Origin of the sequence: Oerskovia jenensis, assembly GCF_016907235.1 — a bacterium.
Taxonomy (GTDB): Bacteria; Actinomycetota; Actinomycetes; order Actinomycetales; family Cellulomonadaceae; genus Oerskovia; species Oerskovia jenensis.
In genome coordinates, this window is record NZ_JAFBBO010000001.1 from 975,387 (window position 1) to 1,000,325 (window position 24,939).

Below are 24,939 nucleotides of genomic sequence, written 5' to 3' on the forward strand. Positions count from 1 at the left end.
ATGCACAGGTCGACCATCGAGAACCCGGCCCGGGATCCGGCGGCCGCCCCACCCGAGGTGGGCTGCGTCGTCGGGCTCGAGGACGTGCACGTGCGCCTGGGCGAGCGCGAGGTCCTGCGCGGGGTCACCACGGAGCTGCGCGAGCGGCGCATCGGGATCGTCGGCGCGAACGGCTCGGGGAAGAGCACCCTCGCGCGGCTGCTCAACGGGCTCGTCCTGCCCACGCGCGGCACCGTGCGGGTCGACGGCCTCGACACGCGACGCTCGGGGGCCCAGGTCAGGCGACGCGTCGGCTTCGTGTTCTCCGACCCCGACGCGCAGATCGTCATGCCGACCGTCGCCGAGGACGTCGCCTACTCGCTGCGACGCAGCGAGCCCGACCGCGCCGCCCGCGACCGGCTCGTCGCGGACTGGCTCGCACGCCACGGGCTCGACGGCCACGCCGACCACCCCGCGCACCTGCTCTCGGGCGGCCAGAAGCAGCTCCTCGCGCTCACGTCGGTCCTCGTGACCTCGCCGCGCCTCGTCGTCGCCGACGAGCCCACGACCCTGCTCGACCTGCGCAACACGCGACGCGTCGCGGCGCTGCTGGCCGAGATCCCGCAGCAGGTCGTGCTCGTCTCGCACGACCTCGACCTCATGACGGGCTACGACCGCGTGCTCGTGGTCGACGAGGGCCGGGTCGTGGCCGACGACGAGCCCGTACCGGCCGTCGCGTACTACCGGCGGCTCCTGGACGACCGGCCGTGACCGACCCGAGCCCCCCACGTGGCGCGACACACCCCACGGCCGGCGCCTACGTCGTCGGGCGCTCGCTGCTGCACCGCGCACCCGCCGGCCCCAAGCTCGCCGCGCTCATGGTGTGCTCGCTCGCCCTGCTGCTCGTGCGCGACGCCGTGGGCGTGGGCCTCGCGGCCCTCGCCGTCGCGGGGCTCTACGCGCTCGCGGGCCTCGGGTGGCGCGCCGCGTGGGGCCAGGTGCGGCCCCTGCGCCTGTTCCTGCCCGTCGTGTTCGCGCTCCAGTGGTGGCTCATGGACCTCACGTCCGCCGCCGTCCTCAGCACGCGCCTCCTGGTGCTCGTGGCGCTCGCGGGCCTCGTGACCTGCACGACGCGGGTCGCCGACCTGCTCGCGGCCATCGAGCGCGGGCTCTGGCCGCTCGGTCGCGTCGGTGTGGACGTCGAGCGCATCGCGCTCGTGCTGGCCCTCGCGCTGCGCAGCGTGCCCGTGATCGCGGACCTGGCGGGACGGGTTCGCGACGCGCAACGAGCCCGAGGACACGAGCGCGACGTGCGGGCCTTCGCGGTGCCGCTCGTCGTGGGCGCGATGCGGCAGGCCGACGCGCTCGGCGAGGCCCTGCGGGCGCGCGGCTTCGACGACTGACCGTCAGGACCGCCGCTGCTCGAGCCACTCGATCGCGACGACGCCCTGCCGTCGCTGGAACGCGCGCAGGGTCGGCATGTTCAGCGGGGCGGGGTGGCGCACCGCGTCGAAGAAGTACCCGGCGAGGCCCGCGAGGAAGGCGTCGACGTCCTCGCGCGTGGCCTCCCGGAACAGCGGGTGGGTCGCCGCGATCCGGTCGAGGTCGACCGTGCTGCCGTTGACCCGTGCGTCGAGCAGCAGGGTCACGCCGTCGATCCAGCGCGCGCCCGTCCCGGCCCACGGCCAGTCCACGACCCACACGCGCGCGGAGGTGTCGACCAGCAGGTTGTCGAACCGCAGGTCGAGGTGGACGAGCCGGTCGCCGTGCGCGGCGCGGGCCGCCCCGGCCGCGAGCGCCTCGAGCTCGTCGAGGTGGCCGGCGGCCCAGGCCGGGAGCGCCGACAGGTCACCGTCGGAGCGCAGCCGCGTCCAGCCGTCGAACGACGGGGCGAGCTCGGCCGTCGCGTCGGGGAACGGCGAGGAGCCCGAGGGGTCCCGGACCACGGGCTGCTCGAGGAGCGCACCGAGGAGCGCGATGAGCTCGCGGCGCTCGGGCGGCAGGCCGGGGTGCCGCCCGTCGACGTCCTCGATCACGAGCGCGACCCACTCGTCGGACTCGTGCGCGCCCAGGAGCCGGGGGGCCGGCGCAGCGCCGGGCAGGCGGCGCAGCACGTCGAGCTCGCGACGGTGGAGGTCGTAGGCGTCGGCGCTGCGGGTGCGGCTCACGGCCTTGACGAAGGCCCGCTCCCCCGCGGCCGTGCGCACGCGGTCGGCGCTGCCCGGGGAGTACCCCTGGGCCTGGCTCTCGGCCAGGACCACCTCGCCGCCCAGGATCTTCTCGACGTCCGCGCGCACGTGCGGTGCGAGCTCCTGCCAGGGCGTGCGCCGCGTCGAGACGGTGCGTCGTGTCGAGTCCATCCGGGTGACAGTAGTCGGCGCGCGGGGCGGGACCGCAGAGCGCGCGCCAGCGAGTCCTGTCCTGTTCTCGCTGGTCACCGCATCTCACCCGCACCCCCACCCGACGGGCACCTGACGCGCACCCGGCATGCGCTGCCTGCTCCCGGGCCCTACGGCGCCCTGGGGGTCGGCTGCTTCTCGATCTCGACCCGCGTGAGCTCGGGCGTGAACGCGTACACGTCCTCACCGTCGGCGGAGATCCACCACTTGCCGCACATCACGGTGCTCGACGTCTCCTGCCCGTCGGGCCACCACGTGGCCAGCAGCGTGGCGTCCGTCCGGTAGTCCTCGGCCGTGAACCCTTCGCGCTCGGGCTGCGGGGTGAGGGGGTTCTCGGCCGAGACGGTCGTGCAGTCGGCCGGCAGACCGTCGAGGCTCCCCTGGAACGTGAGCAGGCGCTCCGTGCCCGTGGTGCGGAAGATCCCCTGGACCTTCGCGGCGTCGTCGGGCACCCAGGTCGGGACGACCTCCTCGGCCTTGCCCTCCTTGCCGGTGTCGAAAGCGTAGGTCTTGGTGTGGCCGTCGTTGCGCTCCGCGAGGCTCTCGGAGAGGCCCCCGCACGCGCTGAGCGTGAGGGCAGCGAGGCCGCCGAGGGCGACGACGGCGAGCGTGCGGGAGCGGCGGGCGAGGGACGGGGACGTGGTGTTCGTGGTCATGGCATCGACGCTACGGACGCCGCCCCGTGCGTCGCGTCGGGTCCTGGGCGGGTCCTGCGGACGGGCATCTGCACCCCTCGCGGTACCTCGCCGCCCCCGGTCTCCACCTCTCGTCGCACGCCGAGCACCGGCGTCCCAGGGTCATCCCCCACCCGGCGCCGTGTCGGATTCGTCACGTACGCCCCATCGGCCATCGGGCGGCCCTCGTCCCGTCGGCCGCCGTTCACCGGCCGGTCACCGCCCGGGCCTAGGTTCCGAGCGTCTGCCCTGCACCCTGCGGGGCCATCGGAACGAGGAGCACGGAATGCGCGTGGTTCACCAGTCCCGCCTGCCGCACCCGAGGGCGATCGGGGTCGCGGCCGCCGGCCTCGCGGTCGCGGTCGCCGCCGGGACGTTCGGGGGCGTCGGCACGGCCGTCGCGGCCCCCGACCCGTCCGTCCCCCCGCCCGTCACGCTCTCGCCGCTCGGCACGTACTCGACGGGCCAGCTCGACGAGTCCGCGGCGGAGATCGTCGCGTTCCACGCGGCCTCCCAGCGCCTGTTCGTCGTCAACGCCCAGTCCGGGAGGGTCGACGTCCTCGACGCCCGGGACCCCTCGGCCCCGACCCGGCTGTTCGAGCTCGCGGTCGGCGGCACGGCCTCCGCGGACGGCTCGGTCGTCGCGGCGGACGCCGTCGTGAACTCGGTCGCGATCCGTCCCGACGGGCTCGCGGTGGCCGCGGTCGAGTCGAGCCCCAAGACCGACGACGGCTGGCTCGTCCTCTTCGACGCCGCCGCTCCGGTGACCACCCCGGGCACGGCCCCGGTGGACGCGATCCTCGGTGCCGTGCGCGTGGGCGCGCTGCCCGACATGGTGACGTTCTCGCCCGACGGCACGCGCATCGCGGTCGCGAACGAGGGCGAGCCCGCGGACGACCACAGCGTCGACCCCGAGGGCTCGATCTCGATCGTCACGGCGCCCGCCGGCCTCACGAGCGCCGCCCAGGGCGACGTCCGCACGGCGACGTTCCACGCGTTCGAGGCGGGCGGCACTGCGCCCCTCCCGGCGGGGGTCCGCGTGTTCGGCGGCCGGGAGGCGGCGGGGACCGGCACACCCGCGCGCCCGGTGTCCGAGAACCTCGAGCCCGAGTACATCGCGTGGGACGCGACCGGCACGGTCGCCTACGCGAGCGTCCAGGAGGCGAACGCGCTCGCGGTCGTCGACGTCGCGAGCGCGACCGTGACCGACCTGCTGCCGCTCGGGACGCAGGACCACCTCGCCGCGGGCAAGGGCCTCGACGCGTCCGACAAGGACGGGAAGATCGACATCCGCTCCTGGCCCGTCAAGGGCCTCTACCAGCCCGACACGATCGCCTCCTACCAGGCGGGCGGCGCGACGTACCTCGTCACGGCCAACGAGGGCGACTCGCGCGACTGGGCCGGGTACTCCGAGGTCAGTCGCGTCAAGGACCTCGGCAAGAAGGGCGTGCCCGGCCTGTGCTCCGACGCGTTCTCGTCGTTCCTCGGCACGCCCGGCAACCCCGCGACGCTCGCCGAGCTCACCGCGGACGCCCACCTGGGACGCCTCAACGTCAGCACCGCGAGCGGGCTGCGCGCCGACGGCTCGTGCTACGAGGAGCTCTCCTCGTACGGGTCGCGCTCGTTCTCGATCTGGTCGACCGACGGCCGGCAGATCTTCGACTCGGGCGACGCGTTCGAGCAGCTCGTGGCCTCGGTCAACCCCGACTTCTTCAACTCGAACCACACCGCGTCCGGGTTCGACGGGCGCAGCGACGACAAGGGCCCCGAGCCCGAGGGCCTGACGCTGGGCGAGGTCGGCGGACGTACGTACGCGTTCATCGGCTTCGAGCGCGTGGGCGGGATCGCGGTCTTCGACGTCACCGACCCCGCGCGCGCGACCTACGTCTCCTACGTCAACCACCGCGACTTCTCGGTGAGCGCCGAGGCGACGCCCGAGAAGCTCGCCGAGGCGGGCGACCTGGGTCCCGAGGGCCTCACGTTCGTCCCCGCGAACGACTCGCCCACGGGCGCCCCGCTGCTCGTGGTCGGGAACGAGGTCTCGGGCACGACGACGTTCTACGGCGTCGACGTCCGCGGGGCCGAGCCCGACGACGGGCGGATCGACCTCACGGTCACCATCCCGGCCGCGCCCGTCGAGCCGGGCGAGTTCGTGTGGACGGTCGACGGCGGCAGCCGCGTCGTGGATCTCGGCACGGCCGGGCTCGCGGGCGACCACCTCGCGGCGACCGGGCGCCTGGGCGCGGTGACCGTCACCGACACCCGCGCGACGGCCCCTGCGTGGTCCGTCTCGGCGCAGGTCGGGGACTTCACCACGACCGCCGGGGCCCGCACGCTGCCCGGCAAGCACCTCGGGTGGACGCCTGCCCTGGTCACGGCGGGCGGCGGGACGCTCGCGGGCGCCCCCGTGGCCTCGGGCCTCGTGAGCGGCAACGGCCTCGCCGACTCGGCCCTCCTGGGCTCGGCCGCGGCCGGGCACGAGCCGGGCAGCGCGGTCCTCGGCGCCGACCTCGACCTGCGTCTTCCGGTCGACGCCGCCGCGGGCACCTACACCGCGACGCTCACGCTGACCGCGATCGGCTGACCGACATGACCCGTCGCCTCGTGAACGGTGGCACCGTCTCCACCCCCTCCCGCGTCGCGACGGCGATCCTGGTCGGGGCGGCGACAGCGCTGCTGTCCGCCGCCCCGGCCGGGGCCGGGCTCCAGGACGAGGGCTCCTCGCCGTCGACGTCTGCGGCGTCGTCCGCCGTCGAGACGACCACGACCCGGCCTGATGCCCACCCGGTGACCTGGGGCGTGGCCCCCGCCGCTGCCCCGACCTTCGACTTCACCCTGGACCCCGGGGACACGGTCACGGACGAGCTCGTCGTGACCAACCACGGCGACGTGCCGCTCGACCTCGCGGTCTACGCCGCCGACGCCTTCACCTCCCCCACGGGTGCGCTCGACGTCCTGCCGACGGGCACGCCGTCCGAGGACCTGGGCGCCTGGATCACCGCCGACGTCCCGCGCGTCGTGGTGGACCCCGGCGGACGGGGCACGGTCCCCTTCACGCTGACCGTCCCGGCCGACGCGACGCCCGGCGACCACACGGCCGCGATCGTGACCTCGCTCGTGACGGGCGCGGGCGAGGGCGGGGTCGCGGTCGACCGACGTCTCGGCACGCGCGTCCTGGTCCGGGTCGCGGGAGACCTCGCCCCGTCGGCGACCGTCACGGAGGTCGACGCCGACTACGCCGGGTCGTGGAACCCCGTGGGCACCGGGGACGCGGAGCTCACCTTCACGGTGACCAACACGGGCAACGTGCGCCTGGCGGGTCCGCTCTCGGCGACGGTCGCGGGCCCGGCGGGAGTCGGCAGCGTGGTGGTCCCGCTGGGCGACCTGCCCGAGCTCCTGCCGGGCGACCCGCTCACCCTCACCGGGACGGTGAGCGGCGTCGCGCCGCTCGGGCGGCTCAGCGCGTCGGTGACCCTCGCGCCCGTCGTCGCCACGACGGCGAGCACCACCCTGCCCGACGGCGCCGCCTCCCCCTCCCTCGATCTCGCCACGGGCCAGGGTCACCTGTGGGCGGTCCCGTGGTCCGCGTTCGCCCTGGCGACCCTGCTGGTGGGTGCGGTGCTGGGCCTGCGGGCGCTGCGCCGTCGGGCACGCGTGCGCTTCGAGGCCGCGGTCGACGCGGCGCTCGCGGCCCGCTGAGTGCGTGGTTCGGCGGCGACCAGCCGGGCGTGTCGCGGCCGAACCACGCACTCACCGGCCGTCGGCCTGCGCGGGCTCCGCGGCCTCCTCGGCCGCCGGTGCGCGCGAGCCCTTGAGCGAGAGCAGCATCGAGACCGCGAGCCCCGCCGCGGTGACCCCGACGAGCAGGCGGTAGTCGACCGCACCGACGACGGCCGCCGCGACGACGGTCATGGCGAGCTGCGGCACGTTGAGCAGCATGTTCGTGGCGGCCGAGGTGCGGCCCTGGAGCGTCGGCGGGGTCTTGAGCTGGCGCTCGGTCACGAAGCCCACGATCGCCCACGTGACGCCCAGCCCGATCGCGCCCATCCCCACGATGATCGCGACGAGGTTCGTCCCCAGGGCGGGCAGGATCCCGAGAGTCACGATCCCGAGCGCGAGCGCGACCAGGCGCTGCGACCCGATCCGCTTGATCATGCGCGCGGCCGTGAGGCCCGCGACGATCGCTGTGACGCCCTGGACGCTCGAGATCGGACCGAGCATCTCCGGGCCCAGCCCCAGGCCGTTCTCGATGACCGCGAAGCTCACCGCGTTGAGGACGCCCACGGCCCCGAACGCGACCGCGAGCGCGACGGTCAGGACCCCGAGCGGCGCCGTGCGGATCAGGTGCCGGAAGCCCGCGGTGATCTCGGCGAGGAACGGCTCGCGCTCGTCCTGCGGCGTCGGCGGGGTCTCGACGAGCACGATCCGGGACACGACGAACGCCGCGACCACGAACGCGACGACGGCCGAGACGACGAGCGGCAGCGGGCCGACGGCGACGTACACGCCCGCACCGATGACCGGCATGACGAGACGGAACGTCTGGTCGATCGTCGTGAGCCGGCCGTTCGCGGACCCGAGCGCCTCGTCGGGCACGAGGTCGCGGATCAGGCCGGACTGGGCCGCGGCCGTCGCGAACCCGATCCCGGAGTAGAGCACCGTGACGACGAAGATGAGCCACACCTGGTCCGGGCCGCGGACCGCGAAGAGCGAGAGCAGCGAGAGCGCGCCGACGAGGTAGGCGACGGTCATCATGCGGCGGCGCGAGACGCGGTCCGCGACCTGGCCGAGCAGCGGCGAGACGAGCGCCGGGAGGCCCAGCGCCGCGAACACGAGGCCCGCGGTGCCGTTCGATCCCGTGAGGTCCTTGACCCACACCGCGAAGATGACCGCGAGGACCGAGTCCGCGAAGTTCGTGAAGCCCCACGCGACCGTCAGGAGGCGGAAGGGGCGCGTGCGCAGCGCCTGCTTGACCAGTGCCGCGGTGTCGGTGTCCGTGCTCATGCGCCGGCCTCCTCGCCGGTCGGCAGCTCGATCGTGACCGAGCCGGGGGTGGACGTGCCCGCGCCGGGAGCGGCCGGGGCTGCCGCGGGTGCGGGAGCGTCCGGGTCGAAGGGGTCCGCGTTGACGACGCCGAAGAGCCGGGCGGGCCGTGCCCCCTCGGGGCGCAGCTCGGGGTGTGCCCAGCGGCCCTCGAAGCGGTCGGTGATCGCCTGGAGCTCGCGCGAGAGCTCGGTGAGCTCGGCGGGGGTCGCCCAGAACGAGCTCTTGGTCATGACGGACGCGAGCAACCACTCGTGGGGCTGGCGAGGCGCGCCGTCGATCCAGTGCGCGATCCGCGCGGCCTCCTGGTCGACGACGATCCGTGCGAGCTCGCCCGCGGCGCGCAGCGACTCGGGCTGCTCGGGGTCGTAGCGGCTGGTGCGCCCCGTGCCCACGGGCTTCCACGGCTTCTCGCGCCCGACCCGCTCGGCGGGCTCGACGAACCCGTACTTGGCGAGCATGCGCAGGTGGAACGAGCAGCTCGCGACCGACTCCCCCGTGACCTGCGCGCAGCGCGTGGCGGTGGCCTGGCCCTCGTCGTCGAGCAGGTCGAGGATCGCGAGGCGCAGCGGGTGCGCCAGGGCGCGGATGCGCTCCGGGTCGGAGGTCGTGACGGCCTCGTCGCGCTGCGCCGGACGCGGCGGCTGCGTGGGCTGGTGAGCGGCGTCGTCGGGCGGGGTGGTCTGCGGCATGGCAGCCACCGTACAACTCTAAAGAAGTCTTGCGCAAGACTTCTTTAGAATGATTCCTGAGGCTTCCGCGCCGCCTCGTGGCACTCCGGCGAACCCCCGGACGGCACCCGGCGACCGTCGCCCCTCGAACCGGCGGCACCCCAGGCCCCGAGTCCCGCTAGGGTCCTGCTCGTGCCCATCGACGACCGGATGCCCACCGAGACCTCTGCGCAGCGCGACGTACTGGCGTTCTGGCGGCTCGTCGAGCTCTTCAGCCCCCAACGCGTCGCGTCGCCCGGACGCGGCGACGAGAGGCGCCAGGTCGTCTCCTGGAGCCCGGGTCGCCCCCTTCCGTGGGACACGCTCCCCGCCCCTCGTCCGAGCGGGCGGAACAGACTGGTGTGGCAGCACACCGTCTTCCTGGGCGTCTACCCGATCGACGGGGTCTACGAGCACCTGCACACGGTCTTCCCTCAGGACCTCGACGCCTTCGACGAGCGCGTAGGCGGCCACAGCGCCTGCGCCGCCCTGGTCGTGGACGACCGCGGTGCTCTCGTGCCCACCTCCCCCACGCTGTCCTCCGCGCTCTGGGGGCTGGGCCGACTGCGCGTCCCTGACGCCGATCCCTCGGCGCTGACCGGCTTCGGCGACGCACAGGAGCTCTTCGCGAGCTCCGTCGTCGAGCACGTCGCAGACGTACGGGCCGCGCTCGGGGCCGACGAGAGCCCCCGCGTCGACGAGCCCATGCTGACCGCGCTCCGCTCTCTCGCGCACGCTGCAGCCGGGGTCGTGGGCCTGAACCAGGTCTGGAACGCCGACATCACCGTCGCCAGCGTCCAGGTGCGCGCCGACCGCGCCCAGGACCTGCCGGACTTCGACTTCCTCAACAGCTTCGTGCTGAAGGACCTCGGGACCGTCGCCGGCTCCCCCTTCTCCCCCGCCCTCGCGACCTACCTCACGCACGACCGAGACCTCGCCACCGACCACCGGGTCGACGTCCGCCGACAGCCCGGCGCCGTCGTCGACGGGACGAGGATCGAGCACCTCCCCCTGGGACGCTGGCCGTCCGACCCCTCGCACCCCCTGGCCAGCAGCCAGCAGTTCGCCGTGAACCTGGCGCTCGGAGCCACCGACGAGCCCTCCGGGCTCATCGGGGTCAACGGCCCGCCCGGAACCGGCAAGACCACGATGCTGCGCGACCTGGTCGCGGGGAACGTCGTCCGGCGAGCCGAGGCACTGGCCTCGCTGAGCCACCCCGACAGCGCGTACACCTCGACGGTCCACACCTGGAAGTCCGGCGACTACCCGCGACGCATCAAGCAGCTCAAGGACGAGCTCACGGGCTTCGAGATGCTGATCGCCTCCTCGAACAACGCTGCCGTCGAGAACGTCTCCGACGAGCTCCCGCAACGGAAGGCCATCGACTCCTGCTTCAGCACCGCCGACTACTTCGGCGACCTCGCGACCGAGATCTCTCGGCGCAGCACGACGTCGGACTCGGGCCCACCGCAGGCGTGGGGCCTCCTGGCCGCTCGGCTGGGCAACTCCCGCAACCGGTCGGCGTTCAACTCCGCCTTCTGGTTCGGCACGGGCGCGCAGGACCAACCGCACGACCCGTCCGTCGGCGTCGTCCACGGGATGCAGCAGCGCCTCAAGAACTGGGAGAAGGAGCCGAGCACCCGACCCTCCTGGTCGGGCGCTCGCGCCGCGTTCGAACGAGCGCGCACCACGGTCGACGAGCTGGTCTCCGAACGGACGGCCGCAGCACGTCGGATCACCCGTCGGGTGGAGGTCAGCAGCGAGATCGCACGGACCGAGCGGGAGGTCGGTGACCTGCGGACCGCGGCCGACGAGGCAGCGAACGACCGGGCCGTCCTGTCCGGGCAGCTGGTCTGGCTCCGTCAGGCGACCGCCGACCACCTGACCCGACGCCAGCGGCACCTCGAGACCCGGCCCAGCCTCCTGGAGATCGTCTTCACCTGGGGACGCGTGTCACGAGAGTGGCGAGCCGCTCTGCGGCCGATCGACGACGAGCTGCGCGGTGCAGAGTCCCGGGAGCACGCGGCCACCGCAGACCTCGGCGCGGTCGACGAGCGCGCCACCCGGATCGCGATCGACCTCGCCGCCCGGGCGGACGCCCTGGCGCGCCTCACGACGGAGCACGACCGCCTCGTGACTACGACGACCGCCGACGCCGCCAGGTACGGACCGACCTACCCCGGTCCGAGCTGGCTCGCGGACGACACCGCGCGTGAGCTGCACGGTGCGTGGCTCGACCCCGACCTGAACGCCGCACGGTCCCGGCTCTTCCTCGCCGCGCTGGACCTGCACCGGGCGTTCCTGGCCCATGCCTCGGGCGCGCGCCAAGGGCTCCAGGCGGCCCTCGACGTCGTCACGGGAGCCGCCCCGCGGGCGCTCGGCGCGGACGTCCGGCGAGCGGCCTGGCAGACGTTCTTCCTGGTCGTCCCCCTCGTCTCCACGACCTTCGCGTCGGTGGGCACGATGCTGCGGGGACTCGACGCGGAGGCACTGGGCTGGCTCCTCGTCGACGAGGCAGGGCAGGCGACGCCTCAGTCCGCCGTCGGCGCGATCTGGCGTTCGCGGCGCGTGATCGCCGTGGGCGACCCCCTCCAGCTGACCCCGATCGTGAGCATCCCGAACCGGGCCCAGCACGACCTCGCCAAGCACTTCCGGGTCTCGTCGACGTGGGTGCCCTCCAGCACGTCCGTCCAGGTGCTCGCCGACCGCGTGGGACGTTTCGGGACGACGATCGCGTCAGGTCGCGAGCCCGTCTGGGTCAGTGCGCCGCTGCGCGTGCACCGCCGGTGCGGAGCGCCCATGTTCGAGATCTCCAACGAGATCGCGTACGAGGGCCTCATGATCGACGGCGTCGTCGGCCGCAAGGCCCTCGACGCGCCACCGAGCCAGTGGATCGACACCCCCGACCCCCGACCGGGCAGCCACCTGCAGGTCGCCGAGATCGACGCGCTGCGCAGCAGGCTCGGCCACCTGAACGCCCTGGGCATCCCGTCGAGCTCGATCATCGCGATCTCGCCGTTCCGTGCGGTCGCCGACCAGCTCCGGCGCGTCGCCGAGGACTTCCCGGGTCTGAGGGGCGGCACCATCCACACCGCTCAGGGGCGCGAGGCGTCGGTGGTCTTCCTCGTCCTGGGCGGCGACCCGCAGCGACCGGGTGCGGTCCGGTGGGCCGCGAGCGCACCGAACCTCGTCAACGTCGCCGCCAGCCGGGCCAAGGACCGGTTGTACGTGATCGGCGACCACGGACGCTGGAGCACCGCCCCCTACTTCGAGACCCTCGCACGGTTGCTGCCGGCAAGCGGGCGCCCGACACAGGTCGCCTCGGGATCCGGCAGGGCCGGCGCGTCGTAGCGCCCGCCCGTCGAGATCCCCGCCCGCAGGTGCACCGGCCGTGGAGGGATCGCCGATCTCCCTGCGGGGCTACTCGCAGCCCACCCCGTCGTTGTCGCGGTCGAACTTGCCCTGGAACCCCGGGTCGCCGGGACGGATCGGGGCCGCACCCGCGGCCCGCACGGCGTCGCAGTTCTGGTAGAAGACGTCGGCCGGTGCGGGCGCGGGCACCGGGGCGGGGGCCGGAGCAGGCGCCGGAGCGGGAGCAGGTGCTGGGGCCGGAGCGGGGGCCGGGGCCGGGGCGGGGGCCGGGGCCGGGACCACCGGCGCGGGAGCGGGGACCGGCACGACCGGTGCAGGCTCGACCACGGTCTCGACGGTCGCCTGCGCGGCGTACGCACTGTCCCCGGTCGGCAGGAGCTGCCCGGGGCACGACGACAGGACGCGGGCGATCGCGTCGCGCTCGGCCTGCGTGACCCACAGGCCGTAGCCGGCCTTGACCGCGACCTGCCGGGCGACGTACTCGCACCGGTAGGCAGTGTTCGACGGCAGCCAGGTCGCGGCATCGCCCGCACCCTTGACCTGGTTGGACGGTCCGTCGACGGCGAGCAGGTTGAGCGGGTCGTTCGCGAACCTCTTGCGCGTGTCGGCGTCGAGCTGCTGGGCGCCCTTCTGCCAGGCGTCGGACAGGGCGACGACGTGGTCGATCTGCACGGCGCTCGACGTGGCGTTGCCACGCTGGAAGGCGATGGTCGTGGCCGTGTACGGGTCGGCGAGAGTGCCGGTGAGCACGACGCAGTCCTTGGTCCCGGGCTTGAAGGTCTCGTCGACGAGGTCCCGCGCCAGCATGTCGTTGCGGGTGTCGCAGCCGTTGCGGTCGACGTCCGCCCAGGCCGGGCCGAACTGGTCGCGGTCGTACCCGGTCTTGGGGGCACGCCCCTTGACCTCGAGCGTCCCGAGCGCGGCGAGCGCGGTCTCGGCACCCGCGGTGGTCACGGCGTCGTCGAAGCGGACGAGCTCGGCCGGGTCGGCCGTCGCGGCGTCCCCCGCGGCGACCACCTCGGGATCGGCCTCGACGAGTGCCGTCTCAGGGGCGTCGAGCAGGTCGACGGGCGCGTCCTCCTCCGCCACGAGCGCGGGCGCCGCGGAGGGCGCGACCTTGATCCCGACCGCGACGGCGCCCGTGGACACGAGGGCCGTCGCGGCGACGACGGCGACGCCGATCCCGAGGACGCGTCCCGGCACCGGCCTGGTCCGGGCGCCGGCCGGGGAGCGGCGCGTCGTGAGCCAGCGGACCCCGACGACCGCGAGCACCCCGAGGTACAGCACCTCGAAGACCCACCCCAGGACGGACCGCTGCGTCGAGGGGAGCCCGGCCCCCATCTCGACGGCGAGCCACGTGCCCAGCAGGTAGGGCCAGGCCAGCGCGTGGTACGCGACCGCGACCCCGACGATCAGGGCGATCATGCCCGGGGCTCCACCGGCAGTCTTCTTCGCCATCGCTCAGTCCTTCTGTTCGTGCCGAGCGGTGCGGTGAAACCGGCGCGCGGGGTCGGGGGGTGCGCGCTCAAGGTAGTGGACGACGCACGGGCCCTTCAGCGCCGCTCGGCTCGGGACCGAGGCGGCACAAGGAAACGAGCCGGTCCACAGGCGTCGCGGCCCACAGAATTCACCCGCGAGGGGGCCTCAGGCGGCGCTCCGGGCACGCGGCTGGTCGTCCCGCAGGTCGTGCAGCCGGTCGATCACGACCACGCCCCCGAGCACCGCCACGGCCAGGCTCGCACCGGCCAGGACGTCGGTCACGAAGTGGTAGCCGAGGTAGAGCCTGCTCCCGCCGACCACGACGATCACGACGACGCTCACCACGACCCACACCGCGAACACGATCCGGCGCTGCCGCCCTTCCTGCCACTGCCGCCACACGAGGTATCCCCCGACGAGCACGAGGGTCGCGGCACCGATCGTGTGCCCCGACGGGAACGAGAAGCTGCGCTCGACTCCTGCCACGACCATCGAGGCCTCGTCGGGTCGCGGCCTGGCGACGAGCGCCTTGAGAAGCGTCGAGGTGAGCGTCGAGGTGATCATGGCCCCCACGAGCAGACCTGGCTCCCACCAGCGCTTGGTCGCGAGCCCCCACCACAGACAGCCCACGGCCACGAGGATCGGGAGCACCACGGGCCCGAACATGTTGGTGATGAACGTCAGCACGGTCGTCGCGGTCGCCGTCCGGTGCGCGACCATCCACTCCAGCACGACGTCGTCGGTGAACCAGAGGTCGTCGCGCTCGCGCACCGAGTCGTAGACGACCAGGAAGCCCAGGACGCCGATCACGATCAGGACCAGGCCGGGCAGCGCGGCGACGAGCCGCGAGCGCCACACGTCCCGCCCGCCCGACGGCGCCGCCTCCCGCGCACTCAGGTCACCTCGGGCGCCGCGCGCCTCGTCGTCAGGGTTCATCCCGAGAGCCTAGGGAGAAAAAGGGGTGCGCCGCTCGGTGAGGAGGTGGAAGTGTGGCACCCATCACCGCGGTGGCGTCCGTCCGGTCAGAACCGGGCGGTGGAGGACCCGGCCAGGTCCACGAATCCGACGTCACGAAAGACACACCACCATGCATCCGCAGCTCATGTACGACGTCGCCGACCTCGGCCGGCGCGAACAGCTCCAGGAGCAGACCCGTCGCCGCAGCTCCCTGCGCCGGACGACGACGCGCCTCCCGGAGCACACCCGGCGATCCCGCCGACCCCGTCACACCGCATGACGCGGCTCGACCCACCGGCGCAGCCCGCCGACCGGGTCCCCGCACACCGAAGGCCCTGACCCCCTCACGGGAGCCAGGGCCTTCGTGCTGTCCGCGGACGCCCGTCAGGCACGCTCGGCCAGCACGGCGTCGATCTCACGCAGGAAGTCGGGGAGGTCCCCCGGGGTGCGGGACGTCACGAGCGTCCACCCGCCGGCGTCGTCCCGGACGACGGACCGGTCCTCCCAGGTGCCGCCCGCGTTGCGCACGTCGGTACGCAACGACGGGTAGGTCGTCAAGGTCTTGCCCGCGAGCACGCCCGCCTCGACGAGCACCCACGGACCGTGGCAGATGGCCGCGACCGGTCGGCCGGACGTCGTGAACGACGTCACGGCGGCGATCGCCGCGTCCTCGAGCCGCAGGGAGTCGGCGTTGAGCGTGCCGCCGGGGACGAGCAGCAGGTCGTAGCCCGCGGGGTCGACGTCCTGCAGCCGGAGCGTCGGCGGGACGGTGGTCCCCGGGTCCTTGTCCCCCACGAGGGTCTCGACGGGGTCGATCGTCACGGCGGCGACGTCCACGTCCGCCCCTGCCGAGCGCAGGTGCTCGAGCGGCACCACCAGCTCGTCCTGCTCGACGCCGTAGTTCGTCACGATCGCCAGGACGCGACGGCCCGCCAGGTCCGGGTCAGCCATGGTTGTCTCCTTCTCGTCGTCGTGGGAGCACCCGGGTGCGGTCGCATCCAGGTCCTCCTCGACCGTAGGTCGGGCCCGTCCGGCTCGCAGCACGGGCGTCCCGGGCCTCGGCCCCGGCCCCCACGGCCTAGGCTGTGGGCGTGAGCCCTGTGAACACCAACGACCGCATCGTGTGGATCGACTGCGAGATGACCGGCCTCGACCTGGGCGCCGACGCGCTCATCGAGGTCGCCGCCGTCGTCACCGACTCCGAGCTGAACGTCCTGGGCGAAGGGATCGACGTCCTCATCACCCCGCCGGACGAGGCGATCGAGCAGATGGGTGACTTCGTCCGCGAGATGCACACGACCTCGGGGCTGCTCGAGGAGCTGCCGGGCGGCACGACCATGGCCGACGCCCAGGCCCGCGTGCTGGAGTACATCCGCACCTGGGTGCCCGAGCCCGGCAAGGCCCCGCTCGCGGGGAACTCGGTCGGCACGGACAAGACGTTCCTCGAGCGGGACATGCCGGAGCTCGTCGGGCACCTGCACTACCGGATCGTCGACGTCTCCTCGATCAAGGAGCTCGCGCGCCGCTGGTACCCGCGCGTCTACTTCGCATCCCCCGCCAAGACGGGCGGCCACCGCGCGCTGGGCGACATCCTCGACAGCATCGACGAGCTGCGCTACTACCGCGAGGCGCTGTTCGTGCCCCAGCCCGGCACGGACTCGCGGACCGCGAAGGCGATCGCCGAGCGCGTCAAGGCGACGAGCGTCGGGACGACGCTCGGGACGATCGTCGCTCCCCTGCCAGGAGCCGCCGCGACCCCTGGTTCGGCGCCCACCGGGGCCGACGCCGAAAACCTGTCCTGAGACCCCTCAGAAACCAGGTACACTTTTCGACGGCTGCTAGAACGGTTCCTCGGAACCCGAGCAGGCCGTGGTGGGTATAGCTCAGCTGGTAGAGCACCTGGTTGTGGTCCAGGGGGTCGCGGGTTCAAGTCCCGTTACTCACCCCACGGGAAGAGGCTCCTCGCGTTCGCGCGAGGGGCCTCTTCTGCTTCCAGCACCCCCGCACCACCCCGCAGGACGCCCGCGCAGCGACTGTGATCCCGCTCACCGGTGGCGGCTCCGTCAGCCTTCCCTACAGTGGGTGGGGTGTCAGCCCCCGCGAACACTGCCGTCCGTGGTGAGCACCAGCACACGCGAGCCGTGGACACGTTGGTGCGCTCCGCCGCTGCCGTCGACCCAGGCAGTCCTCTGCGCCTGTCGAAGCGGACGACGAACCTGTTCCGCCCTCGACGCCCGTCGCCGGGTCCGGGTCTGGACGCGTCGGGGCTCACGGGCGTCGTCTGGATCGACCCCGTGACGGGCACGGCCGACGTGCAGGGCATGTGCACGTACGAGGACCTCGTCGCCGCGACCCTCCCCCACGGCCTGGTCCCGACGGTCGTGCCTCAGCTCCGCACGATCACGGTGGGTGGCGCCCTCGCGGGGCTCGGCATCGAGTCGAGCTCGCTGCGCAACGGCCTGCCGCACGAGGCGGTCGTGGAGCTCGACGTCCTGACGCCGTCCGGCGAGCTCGTCACGGCCGGGCCGACGGGCGAGCACGCCGACCTCTTCCACGCGTTCCCCAACTCGTACGGGACCCTCGGGTACGCGACGCGCGTGCGGCTGCGCCTGGACCGGGCCGAGCCGTTCGTCGTGGTCCGCAACGTGCGCTTCGGGTCGGTCGCGGAGGTTGCCGCTGCGGTGGGCAAGATCGCGGCGGACGGGTCGTGGGAGGGGGAACGGGTCGACTTCTGCGACGGCGTCCTGTTCGGCCCGGGCGAGGCGTACCTGTGCCTGGGCCGCTTCGCGTCGCGCGAGCAGGCGCAGCGGCTCGCCCCTGCGCCGAGCGACTACACGGGGCAGCGGATCTACTACCGCTCGGTGCGCGAGCGGTCGATCGACGTCCTGCGCACGATCGACTACCTGTGGCGCTGGGACACCGACTGGTTCTGGTGCTCGCGCGCTCTCGGGGTCCAGAACCCGGTGGTGCGCAGGCTCTGGCCGCGTCGGTGGCGACGTTCGGACGTCTACCGCCGGCTCGTGGGCCTCGACGAGCGCCTGGACCTGACGGGCCGGCTCGCGGACCTGCGGCGTCGGCCCCGTGCCGAGCGCGTGGTCCAGGACGTCGAGGTGCCGCTCGACCAGCTCGAGAGCTTCATGGCGTGGTTCACGGGCCACGTCCCCATGACGCCCGTGTGGTTGTGCCCCCTGCGGCTCACCTCGCCCGAGCCGTGGCCGCTGTACCCGCTCGAGCCACGGCGGGTGTACGTGAACGTGGGTTTCTGGGGCGGCGTCCCGATCGCACCGGGGGCCCGCGACGGCGACGTGAACCGTCAGATCGAGATGGCGGTCGCGGTCCGCCACGGTCACAAGTCGCTCTACTCCACGTCGACGTACGGCCGCGAGACGTTCGACACCCTCTACGGCGGCCTCGACTACGCGGCGGTCAAGGAGCGGTACGACCCGGCGGGACGCACGCCGACGCTCTACGAGAAGGCGGTGCTGGGAGCATGACGCAGATCGCGGTGGCCGAGATCCTCGACCGGCTGACGGAGGGACCGCTGCCGTTCGGCTTCAGCGCGTACGACGGTTCGAGCGCCGGTCCGGCCGACGCCCCGGTCCACGTGCACCTGGCGAACGAGCGGGGCCTGCGGTACGTCGCGACGTCGCCCGGTGGGCTGGGCCTCGGTCGTGCGTACGTCGCGGGCGACCTGCAGGTGGACGGCGTGCCGGGCGGGGACCCGTACCCGTTGCTCAAGGCTGCTGCCGACGGGCTGCGGTTGCGCCGCCCGACTCCCGCCGAGGTCGCGCGGTGGGCACGCGGTCTGGGTCTGGGCGTCCTGCGGCCCCCCGCACCGCCGCCCGAGGAGCACCTGTCGCGCCTGCGTCGGCTGACCGAAGGGCTGCGGCACTCGCGGCAGCGGGACGCCGAGGCGATCAGCCACCACTACGACGTCTCGAACACGTTCTACGAGCACGTCCTGGGCCCGTCCATGACGTACACGTGCGCGTGCTTCCCCACGCCGCAGTCGACGCTCGAGGAGGCGCAGGAGCACAAGTACGCACTCGTCGCGGGCAAGCTGGGGCTGCACCCGGGCATGCGGCTGCTCGACGTCGGGTGCGGCTGGGGCGGGATGGTCCGGCACGCGGCCCGCTCCGGGGTCCGGGCTCTGGGGGTCACGCTGTCCCGGCAGCAGGCCGGGTGGGCGCAGGCCCGGATCGAGGCCGAGGGGCTGTCCGACCTCGCGGAGGTCCGGTACGGCGACTATCGCGACGTGACCGACGGCGGCTTCGACGCCGTGAGCTCGATCGGGCTGACCGAGCACATCGGGGTCGCGAACTACCGTGCGTACTTCACGTTCCTCCAGGGGCGCCTGCGTGACGGCGGCCGGTTGCTCAACCACTCGATCACGCGCCCGACGAACACGGCCCGTCCCCGCGCGGGCGGCTTCATCGACCGGTACGTCTTCCCTGACGGCGAGCTCACGGGCTCGGGTCGGATCATCTCGACCATGCAGGACGTGGGCCTCGAGGTGCGGCACGAGGAGAACCTGCGCGAGCACTACGCGATGACCTTGCGCGAGTGGGGTGCGAACCTCACGCGCCACTGGGACGAGTGCGTGGCCGACGTCGGGATCGGTACGGCCCGCGTGTGGGGCCTGTACATGGCGGGGTCGCGGCTCGCGTTCGAGCGCAACGAGATCCAGCTCCACCAGGTGCTCGCGGTGCGCCCCGAACCCGGCGGGGCGTCGGGCTTCCCGCTGCGCCCGGACTGGACCCCGTAGGCCCGACGGCGTCCCGCACAGTGGCCTGCTCGCCCACGCCGGGCGAGAGTCAGGCCCGCACCGCTGGACGCACGTGGAACCACAGGGTGTTCGCCCAGCCCCACCCTCGCTCGGCTGCTTCGCGGTCCCGGCGGGCGACGAGCTCGACGTGGAGGTCGTCCGGCGGTCCCCAGGGCGTGGTCGGGTACGGGAGGTGGAGGCGGTCGCTGGTGTCAGGTCCCAGGAGGAGATGCTTCTCGCCGAGCACGTAGATCGACGGCGGTTCGTCCACGTCGAGCACCAGGTCGTGGAGCTCGGGCCTGCGCCGAGGCGGGTCCTCGGACTCGACCAGCGGTATGGCCAGGGCTACCCGACAGGCAGCCGACTGGCCGCGGGTCGCCGTCACGAGGGTCTCGAGGACGCGGGGGACGTCCGCGAGCCCGTCCCAGCCCCAGCCCAGCTCGTCGAGATGCCTCGTGTCGAAGTGGTGGGGCACCTGTCCTGCCTGGATGCGACCGACAGCGGTCTCCAGCCAGGTTATCGTGTCGCTCATCGGGCCTTCCTGGTCGTCGTTCGTGCGGGCGCGAGCATGTCGGCCCCTGCCCCGCCCAGCAGGGTATCGGCGGGCGACTCGTCGGCCGCGGCCCGACGGCGGAGCTCGCCCGAGCCTACGGGTCCACTCGTCGCGGCTCAGGACGCGTCGCGGGCCGCCGTGAGGTGCGTGCGCACGCACCGCCACCCGTCGGGGCCACGGACGAAGACGTCGGTGATCCACTCGTCGGAGGCGAACGCCTGCCCCTGGTAGTGCCCGGTGTTGGCACCTCGTCCGACGAGGACCGCGGCGTCCCCGAGCGCGCGCACGCTGCCGGTGATCTTGCTCATCGACTCGTGCGTGAGGTCGCCCGAGCGCACGAGCGCCAGGAAGTCCTCCCGGGACGTGATGCCGTCCTCGCCCACGATCTGCCAGTCGTCGGTCATGAATCGGCCGATCGCGTCGGCGTCGTTGGCGACGATGGCCCGTCCCCACGCCGCCTCGACCGCGTCCAGCGCGTTCCGGAGGTCGTCCTCGGTGCCGTGTCCCATGCCACCCTCCTGGTGCTGACGGAGCTGCCCTGACGGGCTGCTCGGGACCTTCGTCCCGAGGCTCGGAACCGTTGGACCCTACGCTCCGCGGGGCCTCGCTCGATCACGGTTCCCGCCGTTGACACTCTGTCATCTCCGCGTGACGGAGGCCACAGTTTCTCGCTTGTGAAGGCATTCACAAGGTCTGTAGGGTCGACTTATCGAAGCGCTCCCAGCATAGGGATCGCAACGAAGTCAGACCCCTTCTGCACCTCATCTCAGGTCGCCTCGACCTCTTCTTCTGGGAGTCACACCATGAGCACCAGCACCGCTGGTACCGCCCGGTCCGTCCGCCTCATCGGCCTCGTCACGATGATCGCAGGCCTCGTGCTGCTGCTCGCCGGCGCAGCCACCTGGGCCACCATCACCTCGCAGCTGGCCGCCGAGAAGATCACGGTCTCCGAGGACGCCTCGATGCTCGCCGGCTCGCCGGTCCGCGGCCCCTTCAGCGCCTACGCCCAGGCCGAGATCATCAACGAGCACGCGCTCAAGATGAGCGAGGGCAAGACCTACGCCGAGCTCGACAAGGAAGACCCGACCCGCGCGACGGTCATGAACGGCTCGTTCCTCCGCGCCTCGCTCTTCACCTCGGTCGTCTCCTACGGCGTCAGCGCACTGGTCATGGGTCTCGGTGTCCTGTTCGGCCTCCTCGGCTACGCCCTGCGTCGCATCGGAGCATCCCCCGCACTGAGCACCGGCACCGCGAAGCCCACCCCTGAGGTCGTCAACGCCTGACGCACCGCACCAGCACGACCAGCTCGGCAGATCACCCGGCAAGAATCTCCCGGCATGGTGAAGGCCCGACGAGCAACCGCTCGCCGGGCCTTCATCACGTCCAGGGTCGGACGCCGTGACGTGCGCCCACCGGTCGAGGACCGGTCGGTCAGACCTCGGGGGTCGACCCGAGCCGCCCCGCCACCGCGTCGACGAAGCGGTCGAGCGACCCCTTGCCGAGCGAGAAGAAGAGCGAGGGCTCGGTGAGCTCGGCCTCGATGACCATGGGCGCGCCGTCGTCCCCGTTCACGAGGTCGACGCGTGCGTAGAGGTTCGGCTCCTGCCCGGGGACGGCCTGCGCCGCGACCGCGAGCGCCTGCTGGGCGACCGCGAGCTGCTCGGGAGTCGCCTCGAAGCGGCTCATCTCCTCCTGCTTGTACAGGCCCTGGGTGGGACGGTGCGGGCCCGTGAGCAGCGCGTTCTTGCGGACCGCGTGCGAGAACTCGCCGTCGATGAAGATCAGGCCGGTCTCGCCCGCGGTGTCGACGCTGCGGACGTACGGCTGGACCATGACCTGACGGCCGGAGGCGAGGAGGTTCTTGGCGTGCTGGATCGCGAGGCCGCGCGAGTGCGCCTCGCCCGACTGGTAGCGCCCGGTGTCCTTGGCGCCGGCGCTCACGACGGGCTTGATGACGAAGTCCCCCTGGGCCGGCAGGCGCGTGTGGATGGCACGCGAGGACAGGTTCTGGCTCGGGTCGAGCCAGAGCGTCGGGATGACCGGGACGCCCTGCTCCTCGAGCTCCTTGAGGTAGCGCTTGTCGGTGTTCCAGCTGATGACCGCGGCGGGGTTGAGCACGCGGCCCGCACGCTCGGCCCAGGCGACGAACTCGTCGCGGCGCGGGGCGTAGTCCCAGGCCGAGCGCACGACGACCGCGTCGAACGAGGCCCAGTCGACCGACTCGTCGTCCCAGACCGACGGCACGGCTTCGATCCCCCGGGCGGCGAGCGCTCCCACGAGGGGGGCGTCGTCGGGATCGAGGCGGGGCAGGACGGAGCAGGTGGCGAGGGCGATGCGCGCTGTGGTGGTCACGCGTACGAGCCTAGACGCCCCGCGCGCGCCGTACACGCGCGGGCGGTGAGATCTCCGTCGCGCCCGCTAGACCGCGGCGGCGTCCGCGGTGCGCCGCAGCGCGGCGAGGATCCCGTCCGCGGTCAGGGACCCGACGACGTCGCCCGCCTCGTCCGCGACGGGCACCCGGCCCATCGCGGAGCCGGGCAGCGCCGCGATCGCCTCGAAGGCGACGGACAGCGGCGCGCCCAGGCGGATCGCGTCGGGGGCGGGCGCGGAGATGAGGTCCGCACCCTCGAGGTCCGCGCGCTGCACCATGGCCAGCCCGAGCATGCGGACCGGCGCGCCCTCCCCGATGAACTCCCGGACGGCGTCGCTCGCGGGGTGCGCCAGGACCGTCAGGGGCTCGGCGAGCTGTTCGAGGTGGCCGCCGAAGCTGAAGACCGCGATGCGGTCGGCGAGGTGGACGGCCTCGTCGATGTCGTGGGTCACGAACAGGACGGTGGTCCCGAGCTCGCGCTGGATGCGCCGGAACTCGGTCTGGAGCCGGCGCCGCCCTGCGGGGTCGACGGCACCGAAGGGCTCGTCCATGAGCAGGACCGGCGGGTCGGTCGCGAGCGCCCGGGCCACGCCGACGCGCTGGCGCTCGCCGCCCGACAGCTCGTGCGGGTAGCGCTTGGCGTAGGTGTCGGGGGCCAGGCCGACGAGCTCGAGCAGCTCACCGACCCGGGAGCGCGTGCGCGCCTTGTCCCAGCCGAGCAGCCCGGGGACGGTCGCGACGTTCTGGGCGACCGTGCGGTGCGGGAACAGGCCCACGTTCTGGATCACGTAGCCGATCCGCCGCCGCAGTGCCACGGGATCGCCCTGCGTGATGTCCTCGCCGCTCAGCAGGATGCGCCCGGCAGAGGGTTCGACGAGACGGTTGGTCATGCGCAGCGTCGTGGACTTCCCGCAGCCGGAGGGCCCGACGAGCGCGAGCATCTCGTGCTCGCGCACGCTCAGGGACAGGTCGCCCACGGCGACGGTCCCGTTGGGGTACTCCTTGCGGACGCCGTCGAACACGATGGCCGTCTCGTCGGTGATCGTCGGGAACGCTCTGGTGGCCTCGGTGGTGCCGGTCGGGGTGCTCGCCATGCCTCGACGCTACCTGGCGCGCCACCCCGTCGCGCGAGCGGTGGGTGGCTCGGGATAGGTTCGACGGCATGCCGCCCAACCCGTGGTTCTCGTGGAGCTACGTCCAGAACAACTGGGGAGAGATCTCCCAGGCGCTCGTCGAGCACACGACGATCACCATCCAGGCCGTGCTCATCGCGCTCGTCATCGCCCTGCCGCTCGCGGCACTCGCGCACCGCGTGCGCTGGCTCGCGGTCCCCGTGCTCGGCACGACGGGCGTCATGTACACGATCCCCTCGCTCGCACTGTTCTCGATCCTCGTCCCGTTCACGGGCATCGGTCGGACGCCCGTGCTCATCGGTCTCGTGATGTACGCCCTGCTCATCCTGGTGCGCAACATCCTGGTGGGCCTGCAGGGCGTCGACCCCGACGTGCGCGACGCGGCCAAGGGTCTGGGCTACGGTCCCACGCGGCTGCTGACCTCGGTCGAGATCCCCAACGCGCTGCCGAGCATCATGACCGGGGTACGGCTCGCGACGGTCTCGACCGTGGCGCTCGTCACGGTCGGGTTCGTCGCGGGGTACGGCGGGCTGGGCACCCTGATGTTCCGCGGCTTCCGGTCGAGCTACAACGCCCAGATCATGACGGCGACGCTGCTGTGCCTGCTGCTGGCGGTCGTGCTCGACCTGCTCCTCCTGCTGCTGGGCCGGGCCCTGACCCCGTGGTCACGGACCCGTGCGCCGGGCTCGACGGACCGCTCGACGGGGCGGGGCGCGCGCGAGGCGGCCGTCGCCCACGCGGCCGAAGCGGCGAGCGAGCGGACCGCATGAACGTCGTCCAGGAAGCCCTGATCTGGCTCAACGACCCGCTCAACTGGACGGGACCCGACGGGCTGCTCGTGCGCACGGGCGAGCACCTGGAGATGACCGCGATCGCGGTCCTGCTGGCGGCGCTCATCGCGCTGCCCGCGGGGATCTGGCTCGGCCACTCGGGCAAGGGCGCGGGTCCGACGATCGTGGTCGTGAACACCTCGCGCGCCCTGCCGACGTTCGGGATCCTGCTGATCCTCGCGGCAGGCGGGCTGTTCGGGGATCGCGCCGCGGTCATCTCGGCCGTGATCTTCGCCATCCCGCTCATCCTCGCCAACGCCTACACGGGCGTCGCCGAGGTCGACCCCGACGTCAAGGACGCTGCCCGTGGCATGGGCATGAGCTCGCAGCGCTCGCTGTGGCTCGTCGAGGTGCCGCTCGCGGTGCCGTTGATCGCCGCCGGGCTGCGGACCGCGATCGTGCAGGTCATCGCGGTGCTCACGCTCGCGGCGTTCGTCGGCGGCGGGGGGCTCGGCGTCCCCCTGCGGGTCGGGTTCTCGAACCAGCGTTACGGGCAGGTCCTCGCGGTCGGCGTCGTGATCGCGGTGCTCTGCCTCGTGGTGGACGCGGTGCTGGCCCTCGTCCAGCGCGCGGTGACGCCCGCGCCGCTGCGCGTGAAGGCGGGCACCGTGCGCTGAGGCGGCCTCGGGTTGCCGGTGCCCTCCCCGGGGGGTGGAATGGGTTGTCCGTGCGAG

22 protein-coding genes and 1 tRNA gene are annotated in these 24,939 nt (G+C 73.1%); 12 read left to right on the forward strand and 11 right to left on the reverse strand.

The genetic code is table 11. From position 1 onward, the window contains the following. Together JOD49_RS04405 and JOD49_RS04410 are read left to right on the forward strand one after the other, a co-directional pair. Window positions 1-750, forward strand: a complete 750-nt coding sequence (locus tag JOD49_RS04405; protein ID WP_205306134.1) for an energy-coupling factor ABC transporter ATP-binding protein — start codon at window positions 1-3, stop codon at window positions 748-750. Continuing rightward, window positions 747-1,382, forward strand: coding sequence for an energy-coupling factor transporter transmembrane component T family protein (locus tag JOD49_RS04410; protein WP_205306135.1), 636 nt, complete (start codon window positions 747-749; stop codon window positions 1,380-1,382). The genes JOD49_RS04405 and JOD49_RS04410 overlap by 4 nt, the downstream gene beginning before the upstream one ends. Window positions 1,383-1,385: 3 nt before the next feature. On the opposite strand, the gene JOD49_RS04415 is transcribed toward JOD49_RS04410, so the two are convergent. Together JOD49_RS04415 and JOD49_RS04420 are read right to left on the reverse strand one after the other, a co-directional pair. Then, the gene (locus tag JOD49_RS04415) at window positions 1,386-2,339 is read right to left on the reverse strand and encodes a phosphotransferase (RefSeq protein ID WP_205306136.1); all 954 of its coding nucleotides are present in this window, start codon (window positions 2,337-2,339) and stop codon (window positions 1,386-1,388) included. 149 nt (window positions 2,340-2,488) lie between these two features. Further along, window positions 2,489-3,034 carry a hypothetical protein gene (locus JOD49_RS04420; protein ID WP_205306137.1) on the reverse strand — a complete coding sequence of 182 codons (546 nt, stop codon included), beginning with the start codon at window positions 3,032-3,034 and terminating at the stop codon, window positions 2,489-2,491. Between the two features lie 304 nt (window positions 3,035-3,338). Here JOD49_RS04420 and JOD49_RS04425 point away from each other — a divergent pair, with 304 nt between their 5' ends. Further along, window positions 3,339-5,636, forward strand: coding sequence for a choice-of-anchor I family protein (locus JOD49_RS04425; RefSeq protein ID WP_239525139.1), 2,298 nt, complete (start codon window positions 3,339-3,341; stop codon window positions 5,634-5,636). A 5-nt stretch (window positions 5,637-5,641) separates the two neighbouring features. Next, entirely contained in the window at window positions 5,642-6,751 is a 1,110-nt protein-coding gene (locus JOD49_RS04430) for a WxL protein peptidoglycan domain-containing protein (RefSeq protein ID WP_205306138.1), read from the forward strand. Between the two features lie 51 nt (window positions 6,752-6,802). Here JOD49_RS04430 and JOD49_RS04435 read toward each other — a convergent pair whose 3' ends face one another. Beyond that, complete coding sequence (locus tag JOD49_RS04435) at window positions 6,803-8,056, reverse strand: MFS transporter (RefSeq protein WP_205306139.1); 1,254 nt, start codon at window positions 8,054-8,056, stop codon at window positions 6,803-6,805. After that, complete coding sequence (locus tag JOD49_RS04440; protein ID WP_205306140.1) at window positions 8,053-8,787, reverse strand: ArsR/SmtB family transcription factor; 735 nt, start codon at window positions 8,785-8,787, stop codon at window positions 8,053-8,055. The genes JOD49_RS04435 and JOD49_RS04440 overlap by 4 nt, the downstream gene beginning before the upstream one ends. A 171-nt stretch (window positions 8,788-8,958) precedes the next feature. On the opposite strand from JOD49_RS04440, the gene JOD49_RS20660 reads away from it, so the two are divergent. Beyond that, window positions 8,959-12,156, forward strand: a complete 3,198-nt coding sequence (locus JOD49_RS20660) for a DEAD/DEAH box helicase (RefSeq protein WP_205306141.1) — start codon at window positions 8,959-8,961, stop codon at window positions 12,154-12,156. A gap of 69 nt (window positions 12,157-12,225) precedes the next feature. Here JOD49_RS20660 and JOD49_RS04450 read toward each other — a convergent pair whose 3' ends face one another. The 3 genes from JOD49_RS04450 to JOD49_RS04460 all read right to left on the reverse strand — a co-directional run bounded on the left by JOD49_RS04450 (window position 12,226) and on the right by JOD49_RS04460 (window position 15,564). Then, window positions 12,226-13,635 (reverse strand): GmrSD restriction endonuclease domain-containing protein, encoded by a 1,410-nt coding sequence (locus tag JOD49_RS04450; RefSeq protein ID WP_239525140.1) that lies wholly within the window; start codon window positions 13,633-13,635, stop codon window positions 12,226-12,228. 186 nt (window positions 13,636-13,821) lie between these two features. Then, on the reverse strand, window positions 13,822-14,592 hold the full coding sequence (locus JOD49_RS04455; RefSeq protein WP_205306142.1) for a phosphatase PAP2 family protein: 771 nt from the start codon (window positions 14,590-14,592) through the stop codon (window positions 13,822-13,824). 405 nt (window positions 14,593-14,997) lie between these two features. Further along, complete coding sequence (locus tag JOD49_RS04460; RefSeq protein ID WP_205306143.1) at window positions 14,998-15,564, reverse strand: type 1 glutamine amidotransferase domain-containing protein; 567 nt, start codon at window positions 15,562-15,564, stop codon at window positions 14,998-15,000. 140 nt (window positions 15,565-15,704) lie between these two features. On the opposite strand from JOD49_RS04460, the gene orn reads away from it, so the two are divergent. From orn to JOD49_RS04480, 4 genes are all read left to right on the forward strand, one after another. Continuing rightward, the gene (orn, locus tag JOD49_RS04465) at window positions 15,705-16,415 is read left to right on the forward strand and encodes an oligoribonuclease (protein ID WP_205306144.1); all 711 of its coding nucleotides are present in this window, start codon (window positions 15,705-15,707) and stop codon (window positions 16,413-16,415) included. Window positions 16,416-16,485: 70 nt separating this feature from the next. After that, window positions 16,486-16,561 (forward strand) — tRNA-His (locus tag JOD49_RS04470). A gap of 139 nt (window positions 16,562-16,700) precedes the next feature. Continuing rightward, window positions 16,701-18,107, forward strand: a complete 1,407-nt coding sequence (locus JOD49_RS04475) for an FAD-binding oxidoreductase (RefSeq protein ID WP_307822378.1) — start codon at window positions 16,701-16,703, stop codon at window positions 18,105-18,107. After that, window positions 18,104-19,378 carry a class I SAM-dependent methyltransferase gene (locus JOD49_RS04480; protein WP_205306145.1) on the forward strand — a complete coding sequence of 425 codons (1,275 nt, stop codon included), beginning with the start codon at window positions 18,104-18,106 and terminating at the stop codon, window positions 19,376-19,378. Before JOD49_RS04475 ends, JOD49_RS04480 begins: the two co-directional genes overlap by 4 nt. A 49-nt stretch (window positions 19,379-19,427) precedes the next feature. On the opposite strand, the gene JOD49_RS04485 is transcribed toward JOD49_RS04480, so the two are convergent. Together JOD49_RS04485 and JOD49_RS04490 are read right to left on the reverse strand one after the other, a co-directional pair. Continuing rightward, a complete protein-coding gene (locus JOD49_RS04485; RefSeq protein ID WP_205306146.1) occupies window positions 19,428-19,910 on the reverse strand; it encodes a hypothetical protein in 483 nt (160 codons plus the stop codon). 137 nt (window positions 19,911-20,047) lie between these two features. Next, a complete protein-coding gene (locus JOD49_RS04490) occupies window positions 20,048-20,440 on the reverse strand; it encodes a nuclear transport factor 2 family protein (RefSeq protein ID WP_205306147.1) in 393 nt (130 codons plus the stop codon). A gap of 294 nt (window positions 20,441-20,734) precedes the next feature. Here JOD49_RS04490 and JOD49_RS04495 point away from each other — a divergent pair, with 294 nt between their 5' ends. After that, window positions 20,735-21,214 (forward strand): aromatic ring-opening dioxygenase LigA, encoded by a 480-nt coding sequence (locus JOD49_RS04495; RefSeq protein WP_205306148.1) that lies wholly within the window; start codon window positions 20,735-20,737, stop codon window positions 21,212-21,214. A 148-nt stretch (window positions 21,215-21,362) separates the two neighbouring features. On the opposite strand, the gene JOD49_RS04500 is transcribed toward JOD49_RS04495, so the two are convergent. Continuing rightward, complete coding sequence (locus JOD49_RS04500; RefSeq protein ID WP_205306149.1) at window positions 21,363-22,283, reverse strand: ATP-grasp domain-containing protein; 921 nt, start codon at window positions 22,281-22,283, stop codon at window positions 21,363-21,365. A 66-nt stretch (window positions 22,284-22,349) separates the two neighbouring features. Next, window positions 22,350-23,396, reverse strand: a complete 1,047-nt coding sequence (locus JOD49_RS04505) for an ABC transporter ATP-binding protein (protein WP_205306150.1) — start codon at window positions 23,394-23,396, stop codon at window positions 22,350-22,352. A 68-nt stretch (window positions 23,397-23,464) separates the two neighbouring features. On the opposite strand from JOD49_RS04505, the gene JOD49_RS04510 reads away from it, so the two are divergent. Further along, window positions 23,465-24,205 (forward strand): ABC transporter permease, encoded by a 741-nt coding sequence (locus JOD49_RS04510; protein WP_205306151.1) that lies wholly within the window; start codon window positions 23,465-23,467, stop codon window positions 24,203-24,205. Next, window positions 24,202-24,882, forward strand: coding sequence for an ABC transporter permease (locus JOD49_RS04515; RefSeq protein ID WP_205306152.1), 681 nt, complete (start codon window positions 24,202-24,204; stop codon window positions 24,880-24,882). Before JOD49_RS04510 ends, JOD49_RS04515 begins: the two co-directional genes overlap by 4 nt. Window positions 24,883-24,939 lie beyond the last annotated feature (57 nt).